This is a genomic window from Bellilinea sp. (assembly GCF_034432615.1).
Taxonomy (GTDB): domain Bacteria; phylum Chloroflexota; class Anaerolineae; order Anaerolineales; family Anaerolineaceae; genus Bellilinea.
Genome location: NZ_DAOUBL010000062.1, coordinates 1 through 9,550, shown reverse-complemented (window position 1 = coordinate 9,550; position 9,550 = coordinate 1). Strand labels below are relative to the sequence as shown.

General features: G+C 46.9%; 10 protein-coding genes and 1 tRNA gene. 1 reads left to right on the top strand and 10 read right to left on the bottom strand.

The features are described from left to right. Nucleotides 1–2: 2 nt before the first annotated feature. From VAE48_RS03255 to VAE48_RS03235, 5 genes are all read right to left on the bottom strand, one after another. Nucleotides 3–75: transfer RNA gene (locus VAE48_RS03255), tRNA-Arg, on the bottom strand. A 561-nt stretch (nt 76–636) separates the two neighbouring features. Beyond that, nucleotides 637–2,223 (bottom strand): hypothetical protein, encoded by a 1,587-nt coding sequence (locus VAE48_RS03250; protein ID WP_322791882.1) that lies wholly within the window; start codon nt 2,221–2,223, stop codon nt 637–639. An 87-nt stretch (nt 2,224–2,310) separates the two neighbouring features. Then, complete coding sequence (locus VAE48_RS03245) at nt 2,311–3,612, bottom strand: peptidoglycan DD-metalloendopeptidase family protein (protein WP_322791881.1); 1,302 nt, start codon at nt 3,610–3,612, stop codon at nt 2,311–2,313. An 85-nt stretch (nt 3,613–3,697) separates the two neighbouring features. Continuing rightward, a complete protein-coding gene (locus VAE48_RS03240) occupies nt 3,698–4,069 on the bottom strand; it encodes a DUF192 domain-containing protein (protein WP_322791880.1) in 372 nt (123 codons plus the stop codon). Nucleotides 4,070–4,082: 13 nt separating this feature from the next. Continuing rightward, nucleotides 4,083–4,484, bottom strand: coding sequence for a response regulator transcription factor (locus tag VAE48_RS03235; protein ID WP_322791879.1), 402 nt, complete (start codon nt 4,482–4,484; stop codon nt 4,083–4,085). Between the two features lie 206 nt (nt 4,485–4,690). Between VAE48_RS03235 and VAE48_RS03230 the strand changes: the two genes are divergently transcribed. Continuing rightward, complete coding sequence (locus VAE48_RS03230; RefSeq protein ID WP_322791878.1) at nt 4,691–5,344, top strand: response regulator transcription factor; 654 nt, start codon at nt 4,691–4,693, stop codon at nt 5,342–5,344. Here the strand turns inward: VAE48_RS03230 and VAE48_RS03225 are convergent. The 5 genes from VAE48_RS03225 to VAE48_RS03205 form a co-directional block, all read right to left on the bottom strand. Next, the gene (locus VAE48_RS03225; protein ID WP_322791877.1) at nt 5,339–6,175 is read right to left on the bottom strand and encodes a TIM barrel protein; all 837 of its coding nucleotides are present in this window, start codon (nt 6,173–6,175) and stop codon (nt 5,339–5,341) included. The two genes, VAE48_RS03230 and VAE48_RS03225, sit on opposite strands and share 6 nt — an antisense overlap. 35 nt (nt 6,176–6,210) lie before the next feature. Next, nucleotides 6,211–6,588: a diacylglycerol kinase family protein gene (locus VAE48_RS03220; RefSeq protein ID WP_322791876.1), complete on the bottom strand. Its 378-nt coding sequence runs from the start codon at nt 6,586–6,588 to the stop codon at nt 6,211–6,213. Then, nucleotides 6,585–7,043, bottom strand: coding sequence for an rRNA maturation RNase YbeY (gene ybeY, locus VAE48_RS03215; protein ID WP_322791875.1), 459 nt, complete (start codon nt 7,041–7,043; stop codon nt 6,585–6,587). The genes VAE48_RS03220 and ybeY overlap by 4 nt, the downstream gene beginning before the upstream one ends. After that, complete coding sequence (locus VAE48_RS03210; protein WP_322791874.1) at nt 7,033–9,141, bottom strand: HDIG domain-containing metalloprotein; 2,109 nt, start codon at nt 9,139–9,141, stop codon at nt 7,033–7,035. The genes ybeY and VAE48_RS03210 overlap by 11 nt, the downstream gene beginning before the upstream one ends. Nucleotides 9,142–9,213: 72 nt before the next feature. Then, the coding region (locus VAE48_RS03205) for a GatB/YqeY domain-containing protein (protein WP_322791873.1) at nt 9,214–9,550 on the bottom strand (337 nt) is incomplete at its 5' end.

The following is a 9,550-nucleotide window of genomic DNA, read 5'->3' as shown; positions in this document are numbered from 1 at the left end:
AGCGCCCCTGGTGAGACTCGAACTCACAACCAACGGATTAGAAGTCCGGTGCTCTATCCATTGAGCTACAGGGGCAGGGCAATGTGTTAATTAGGATTGGCGAGCACCAAAATTTTTGATGATGTGAATTTGTCAACTTCAATTATAGCACAGCAAGCAAAATCTTCTAAAAAGGTGGTGTTTTGTACTAAATTTTACCCCTTTTGAACGGGACGAATTCCCTGATACACCGTCGTACCGGAGAAAGTTTGTAAAATCTTTTCGGCAGGTCTGTCAATAATTTTGGAAAGTTCAAGGGGGGTTAAGGGTGTGTTCCCATTGGAGAGGAATACCCTGAAGACCGAATTAACCAGAGAGGTGTTTTGGGATAAAAACCCGGGTAATTTTGCACAGTGAACCATCAGTGTATGCTGTAGTCCGTCAACCTGTGTTACTTCGCCTGTTTGAGGATTTACCCAGTCAATCCAGGTTTCGCCACCCATGCTTTCAAAAAGGGTCTGATGTTCAGGACACAGAAAACTCAAGAGAAAAACCCGCCAGTTTTGGTCATGGCTTTTCCACCATTCAAAATCAATGTGAAAGGGGGTTTCTAATGTAGGTTTTATGAGACTGAAGCGGCTGGGAGTACTCATCTTTTCAGACCTCTGAGTCTTGGTCGCTTAGTCGGTAATACAAATCACCGAGATGGATGACATTGGGTTGATTTGCCAGAATTGAAACCAAAACCCCCGGTGGGCAACGGCGCACTAAATTAACTGCTGCATAAAGTTCCTGTGCGTGGACATGACCTTGCGGAGAAAGTTTAACCATTTCACGCATCATATTTAGGATTGTCTTCTCGAGCGGGGTTTTGTAACGGGAGCCGGTTTCCCAAACCTGATCCAGGGCTGCCACATCGGGAATCGCAATTGCCATTCGCTCATCGTATTCGTTCCCAATCTGTTGTTTAAGCATGGTCAACACAACTCCACCATCAGTTCCCACCAGAACGGTTCGCAGCCACTCTTTCGTTGATTTTTTCTTCAGCGCTTTGATAACAACTTTACCCGGTTCTTTGCCTTGTTTGATTACAAACAACGAACCGGGAATCAACTCTTTTTCTTCAATCCATTCCCTCAAACCGAAAACATAGCGGTTTGGACGTACCACCCATCCGGGAAACTCTTTTCCGGTTTCCTCATCCACAAAGAGGAACCGTACACGGGGTGCTTCGTAAGCAGTCGGAAAGAGGCGCGCGATGCTTTTAGAAAGGGGAATTGTCCCGGCTCGCCAGTGAGGGAAGATTAAGCTTACCTCAATTTCCTCTGCCTTACGGGGTAAATCACCCTCTGCTTCCAGTTCATCAAAAACCAGGCGGTTCAGCGCTTCGATTTCCGATCTGGCAGCGCTGACATCCACCGAAACAGGTTGATAGCGTAAATAAAGGGGTGTGTTTTGCACTCCCTCGGGTTCCAGGCGGCGCAAAAACCAGAGCGTTTTGCCGGCAGGGCCGACTTCATCAAATCGCTCATCTTCTTGCAATGCAAGGTTCATTGAAAATTCAGTCAATTTCCGATTGACATCCGTGGGAAGCTCGATCTGATCTAAAATGACCTCAGTTGGCAATGGCCCGCCACCCGACATTTCCAGCAGGGCTTCGGCGAGGTTGAGGTGACCAACGCTGACATCTACTAAAAGGGATCGCGGAAACCATGCACCTGCAATTTGAACAAGATCGGGTACGGTTTCAAAGGTCTGGGTGAGAAGCCCGGCAATTTGATCACCATATTTTTCGATGATTAATTGGGGGTTCAGTGCGGGTTCTGTAATTTCGTTTTGAAGGGATTGATTGAGAACATGATCAGCGAGAGAGGCAGCAAATTCTTTGATGCTGCCGTCCGTCATCTCAACCTTAATCACCTTAAAGGGGGGCAAATCCGGGTTGAAACCGGGCCGCACAGAAAGAACTTTGCCCTTACTCCAATTTAAAGCGGGGAACTGAATGCGATCATCCGGTTGATAACTGTTTTTAGGTTGGTAAATTTCGCCGCCGGCGGTTTGGAGCGCCACTAAGCGTTCCGCTTCGCGACGAATTCGTTCTCGAATCAATACTTCGGCTAATTCTTTCGCCGTCAGTGGCGTTTCAATTTCCAGCAGGTGATTGTAAAGAAATTCGAGATCTTCTTCTTGAATTTCAAACTTTTCCCAGTACGTTTCTTGCAGGTTTTCGATCTGAACAGGCATGTTCCTATTGCTCGATGGATGAAGATGTGCACAACATTGACATAATGTTTCTTAATTATACCCTGATAATGATAAATATTGCTGATTTTATGGGTATACCTTTTCCAGCCAGTCCAGCGGCTCTACTTGAACACCATTTGCCCACACTTCCCAGTGAAGATGCGGTCCGGTAGCACGTCCTGTTCCGCCAATTTCACCAATAATCTGGCCAGTTTCAACAAAGTCTCCTACATTAACCTTCGTACTGCTCTGGTGCCAAAAACCACTATATATACCCCAGCCGTGATCAATGATTGTTGAAATTCCTCGAACGGTTAGCTCTCCCACATACACCACCCTGCCGGGGGCTGGCGCGTAAATATTCAGATTATTGGCACACACGCCATAATCCACGCCAGTATGAAAATATTTATAGCCGCTGTTGTTATAGGAGCGGCGGCTGCCAAACCAGGATCGAATACAGGGCTCATCTACCGGCACACGGAATTTTTCCGTCCAGTAACGCTGTGGAGTAGCCGGTTTGGTGATGGTACGGATCAGCTCGTCTTCGGGTTGGGTGATAGCCGGATCCAACGTGGCTGGATCTACCGCTAGCGGAACATCCTGGGGATAGTAACCGGGTTCCAGCAAAATGGGCTGTTCAAATGCAAAGGAGGATTGGTCGTCAGCCTGGGCCTGGAGGGTTAATAATGCCAATCCGGGTTGCGCCATGGCATGAATACCCTGGATAGCAATGTATTGATTATCTGCTTCCTGAAAAAAGGATAAAGGAAGGTTATTCAATGTACCAGAAAGATTGAGTGGGGTTGATGTGAGTACCCGAATCAGGTGCGTTTTACCCTGGCGAAGTGGAAGAGGTGTGATTTCTATGTTTTGAATTAAGGGTGAACCAAATAAACCACCACTTTGTTGCGGGGCATCACTGAATATTAATTCTCCGCTCAAAAAAAGGGCAGTGCTTTCTTTGCGGTTTTGTAAAACCAGTTTCCAGGGATTGGAGTAACTGCGGGCAGCAGTTTCAAGAGATGTTTCCCCTTCACCGAGAATGGCAATCGGCTTGGGATCTACTGCTTGCTCTTTTTCGGGGAGGATGAGGGTTGAACCGACATAAATCTGAGAGGGGCTGGTTAATTGATTCAGGCGGACGATGGTGTTTTCATCCACCTGGTATTGACGGCTGATGGTTCGAAGGGTTGCCCCTAATGGTGCTACGGTCAGTTTGAGTGTGCCAGAAATGCCTTCGTAGCCGGGGATTCTTAACGGCGTGCCGATCGTAAGCAAATCAGGATTGGAGATCTGGTTTACGGCAATTAAATCCTGAGCAGAAATCCCAAAGCGGATTGCAATGGTGTTGATGGTATCGCCACTCTGTACAATATATACTGGCAAATCCCCTGCAGATTGGGCGCTGACCTTCAACGAAGGGAGGAAAATGAGAGAAACAATTGTAATAAAACAAAATAATTGAAATCGCTTATTCATGCAGTAATTTTACCCGATCACCGGGTTTGAAGTCGAGGAGGCGATTGGGGTGAGTTTCTAATACAAATCGGGCAGGTTTGTATGGCGCATAAAATGGTTTCCAGGGATGGGCAATTTTGGCGTCCACGACTTCCTGCTTCGCATTAATCCAGATGGCTGCAATTGCAAAGCGCATAAAAAACATGTGGATGGAAGTATTCGCAATGCCATCCTTTTGTTCGTCAATTAAAATTCCCTGATATTCTTCCAAAGACTTTTGAAACATCAGACCGCGAAATTTTGTCCAAAACGAATTACAAAGTCGAGCTTTGATTGGCGGAATTTCGGGACGACTCAGATTTTGTATCTCAATCCACTGGGTCATTGGATCTGATGCTTCAGTGATCCTTGCTTTCGGCTTTGGCGAGGACTTTTTCGATGCTTTCCAGCAATTCCTGTGGTCGAAACGGTTTGCTGATGTAATCATCCACGTGGGCGATATGCAGTCCAAGAACCCGGTCAATAGCCTGTGCCTTGGCGGTGATCACGATGACGGGGATGTTTTTTGTTTTCTCATCGGATTTGAGGTTTTGATAAACTTCCCAGCCGTCCATATCCGGCATCATCAAATCCAATAGAATCAGATTGGGCGGTTCCCGCCTGACCATTTCCAGTCCAATCTTTCCCCCCGGTGCCCCTTGGACAGCATAGCCGCGGCGGCTTAAGATCATTGACACAAGGTCAATCATTTCCTGATCGTCTTCGATATAAATGACCGTGCGGTTGAGGCTTGAATTCATAGGTTTTGCTGGCTGGTCTTTCTGAATAATTCATATTGAGCGATTTTATAATGCCGCCCTGTCTTTAGTTTACCACACCCATTGAAGAATTCCAAATAAAAAACATTAGAAATTGTACAGAAACAATTTCATCCATGGATAATCAATGTTATCTTTTTACTTGCCATAGAAGGGTTAATTCGCTATACTTTCGCGTGGAGGCACTTATGAGCAAACAACGCATTGTATTGGTGGATGATCATGAAGTAGTGCGCCTTGGTTTGAAGGCATTGCTCGAACATCACCCCCAGTTTGAGGTTGTAGGAGAGGCCGGGACAGCCAAAGAAGCTCTGGAGAAGGTGGCTCAACTTCGCCCAGATGTTGTCCTGTTGGATATCCGTTTGCCGGGGGCATCGGGAATTGAGGCATGTGAAGAAATTACTCAAAAATTTCCTGAAACCAAAGTGATTATGTTGACCTCCTATGCTGAAGACGAAATGCTCTTTTCCGCAATCCGCGCTGGTGCTTCCGGGTATGTTTTGAAACAAATTGGCGGTGAGGATTTAATTCGCGCAATTGAAGCAGTGGGACGAGGGGAGGCGTTATTAGACCCCGCAGTTACCCAACGGGTTTTTCAAGAAGTGCGCCGTGCAGTCAAGGAAGAGGAAGCTTCCGCATTTGCCAATCTGAGCCAGCAGGAGAAACACGTTTTACTGTTGGTTTCGGAGGGCAAGACTAACCGGGAGATTGCCAAGGTGTTATTTTTAGGCGAAGGAACTGTGCGGAATTATGTCAGCAGCATTCTTTCAAAACTGGGCGTCAGCAATCGGGCTGAGGCGGCAGCTTATGCGGTTGAACACAATTTGAAGGAATATTTATAATTCTTCCCAGACCTCTTTCATGTAAAGAGCGTCTTCTTCCATAATAGGGCTTTCACATAAAATCCTGCCCGAACAATTCAGCTCTTTAAGGGCGATAAACAGGTCGCTTAACGCGAAATCGGATTCACGCAATGGCAGATGATTTTTTTCGCCTTTGAGGCTGTACTCAATACCTGAAAGATGAATGTGCAGTCTTTGCAAGGCTTGTGTTCCTAATGCATTTTGGTAATCCTTAAGCACTTGCAACCATTCTCCTTTCGTATTCATCGAGCCATTTCCTGCACGAGCGTGAAGGTGTGCAAAATCAAGGCAAGGCTCAACGTTATCAAGGCTTTGGCTCAGGATTAAGGTGTCTTCCAGTGAACCGAGCATTGCCGATTTTCCCATCGTTTCAGGACGCAAGGTTACATGGATCTGCTTAACTTTGAGTTCCTCTACACAACCAGCAAGACGCTGAATTGCCTTTTCTCTAACCTGGTGAGGTGGTTGGTTGAAGTAAGAACCCGGATGAAAAACAATATCCGTAGCGCCAGCCAGGAAACCGTAATAAGCCGCATCCATTAACCGTTGACGAGATTTTGGCCATTCGTCTTCATCAGCATTCAGATTGATGAAATAGGGGGCATGGACGCTGATAGCGACATCGAGTTGCGCGGCTGTTGATTGAATTTGCCGGCAGGTTTCTTCAGATACCCGCACAGATTGAACCCATCCCAATTCAAGCGCGGACAGACCCAACAAACGAGTTTGCTGCACCGCCCCCACGCTTCCCCCCGGTTTTTTGGGAGTGGAAATGGGAGAACCGACCGTACCGAAGCGGAATTGTGACATATTTTCTCCTGCAAAGGATCATGAATTAAGATTGCTTACAAAAACAATTGAAGGAGGTGAGGCATGAATACAACAATGCCCAACAACACTGCTATTATTGAGGCAAATAAGACTGCTGCAGCCGAGGTGTCTTTGGCTATTTTTGCAAGGGGATGATATTGTTGGGTGACCAGGTCTACAAGGGCTTCCAACGCAGTGTTGATAATCTCGGTTATCCACACCAATCCGATGGCAATGATGATCATTGCCCATTCCCATGCGACCAGTTTCAGGAGAAGACCTGAAATTACGACAAGGATGGTCATCACCAGATGAATGCGGGCATTGTGCTGGGTCAGTAGCACATGTATCAAACCATGAAAGGCGTGTTCGAATGCCGGCCGCCGTCCAACGATAAATCGAAACAGTGTCATTCGGGGAGTTGATTGATGTGTATTCCCAGTTTGGAGAGAATCTCGGCTTGTTTTTTCCACATGAGCGCCTTTCTTTCTTCGCTGTCATGATCGTAGCCCAAGAGGTGCAGAATACCATGTACGATTAACAGGCTGATTTCATTTTCCAGCGGATGTCCGGCTGCTTCAGCCTGCTCCTTTGCGCGGGGGACGGAAATAATCACATCACCGATGTAGGGCATTTGCTGATCGGGATCAAATTCGTCGGCAGGAAAGGATAAAACATCTGTAGGGGCATCCATTCCAAGGTGTTGAGCATTAAGAGACTTGAGAGTCTCATCGCCGGTCAGGACAATTGTGGTTTCAACTTCGTTTTCACCTTGAGCATGTTCCAAAGCAGCGCGGCTGACGCGCAAAATCCAATCTTCTTTCATCACATCTTCGTACGGAGGTTCAATCTGGATATTAATCATCATGACTTTTGATGGGTTCTGTAGGTTGATTAATTGGGCTTTGTGTAGAGGGGGGTGTGGATTCGGTATGTGTGGACGGCTGATTGGTTTTAATTTCCGGGTATTTTATGCGGGGGTGATAGGTGTTGCGCAGGGTGTTGATGAAGGACTCGGTGATCAGACTGAGATCGCGAAGGGTTAGATTGGTATTATCCAGTTGTCCTTCTTTCTGGCAAAATTCAATCACACCGCGAATAATTTTTCTCAATTCTTCATCGTCTTTGGGTAATTCCGCACGAGCACGAGCTTCTACGCCATCCGCAAGCATCAGAATTGCGGTTTCACGAGATTGAGGCGGTGGACCAGGGTAGCGAAATTTATTGATGTCCACTTTGGAAGGGTCGCCGCCAGCCGCTTTGAGAGCCTGAGAATATTGATAGCGCGTTATCAAAGTTCCATGATGTTCCAAGATGAAATCTTGAATACGGCGGGGCAGCCGGTATTTTTGAGCAAGTGCAACACCATCTGTGATATGACGAATGATAATTTGTGCTGCCTCTTCTGGGTCCAAATCATCATGCGAATCGATTTTGTTGCCAATCTGGTTCTCGATGAAGAAAGAGGGATTCAGGGATTTGCCGATATCGTGGTAAATTGCTCCGGCGCGGGTCAGAAGTGCATCCGCCCCTATGGCTTCGGCAGCTTGTTCGGCTAAATTTGAAACCTGAAGGGAGTGTTGGTAAGATCCGGGCATTGTTCTTAAAATGTGTTGCAATAAAGGGTGGTCAGGACGCAAGAGGTCCATCAATTGCAATGCAGTGGTTATGCCCAATAATTGAGCAAAGAGGAATTGGAACAGCAACGTAAGACTTGCCGATGCCAGGCCGTTGAGAAAAGCAGCTCCACTGAGCGTGGCAATCCCCAAAAGATCCGTGATTGTATCGGGCAGGCGGTAAGCCAGAATGATGGCGGTGCCGGTCAGTCCGATGGCAATACCAGCCCAAAAATAATTTGCAATTCGTCTGCCTTTACCTAATGCCAAAACACCGATCATGCTGGTCAGAATGTAATACAGAGTCAGATCGAGACTGTTGGGTAGGCCATAAGCAGCCAGGATGGACAGGATCATCGGGAAGATCAAACCGGCTTCAAGGCTGAAAAGACTGGCCAGCACCAGGGCAAATGCGGGGATTGGGTAAATGTACGGAAGAACGGTGCGATTGGGAATGATAATTTTTGCCCCGTACAGAAAGATTAGAAAAGTAATTGAAAGCAGCAATAAACCCTTCAGGTTTTCGACCAGCGGCATCTTGCGACGGTTGAAGTAAAACCCGGTAAATACCGTGATTAAGCCGATAAGGGAAAATGCGGCTAACAAATTTTCCTGTTGGCTGCGCGGTTGGATAAGGTTGTAAGCAGACAGCGCTTCCCATGCCAGCGGGGTGATAATTTGACCGCGTCGAATAATGGTTTCTCCGGCGAGGTAGGTCTTAACAATCGGCTCAACTTTCCGAGCTTCTTCATCCCGTGCCCGCTCAGTCAACTCTGGACTGTACAAACTGTTTGGCACTACAAAAGGTGTGACCAGTTCTGCCACAATTGCGGCCTGATCTTCTGGGAGGGAAAAACTGATTAAGGTTGGGATACTGCGGCGGGCGTCTTCGAGTTGATCTTCCCTGATGGTGCGCCGCATGACCTGTTCCAATACAGAAAGAGCCTCTTGCTGGATCGTTTGCCAGCGGGAGTCGCTCAATTCCAAAATGGCTTCGGCAGTATCCGTGGAAATCTGAATTTCTTGAATTGCCGAAAGATCGGCAAATTTTTGTTCGGGGGTGGCAAATGTGTCAAAGCGAATGTTGGTGATGAAGTTGAGTGCAACGCGCAATTTTTCAATTTGCCGTCGGGCAATGGCGGGATCTGTTGGAAGATAAACAGGGGCTACGCGGTTGCGTGCATCCTGCCGGGCTTGTTCTGTCAGGACTTCACTGATGTAAGAGAGGTCGTAAGGGGCCTGAATATCCTGTGTCGCAACATCACCAATTTGTAAAGGCGCAATAGGCTGACGAATGGCAATGGGTAAAACCATCGCCCCATAAGATAAAATACTGGTTAAGATCAGCAAGACCAATCGAAAGAGATTTCGATTGATCCGCCTTGTAAACAACCAGCTATTATGGTTATTCTTCATCGCCCATTATTGAGACAATTGCTCCCGAACCAGTTTGCTGACCTGTTCCCCGGGTGCACGGCCCTGAATTTTTGGCATAAGCACTTTCATGACTTTGCCTGTATCTGCAGGGCTTGTTGCCTGAGTTTCTTTAATTGCTTCTTTAACCAATTGCCTTAATTCTTCTTCTCCCAGCTGACTGGGAAGAAATTCTTCCAGAATTTTAATTTCGGAAAGGGTCATCTCTTTGAGATCTTCGCGATGAGCCTGTTCTGCACCTTCCAACGCTTCTTTACGGATTTTCACTTCTTTTTGAATAATTCCCAAAATCCCTGAATCATCCAATGGCGAACCTTTATCAATT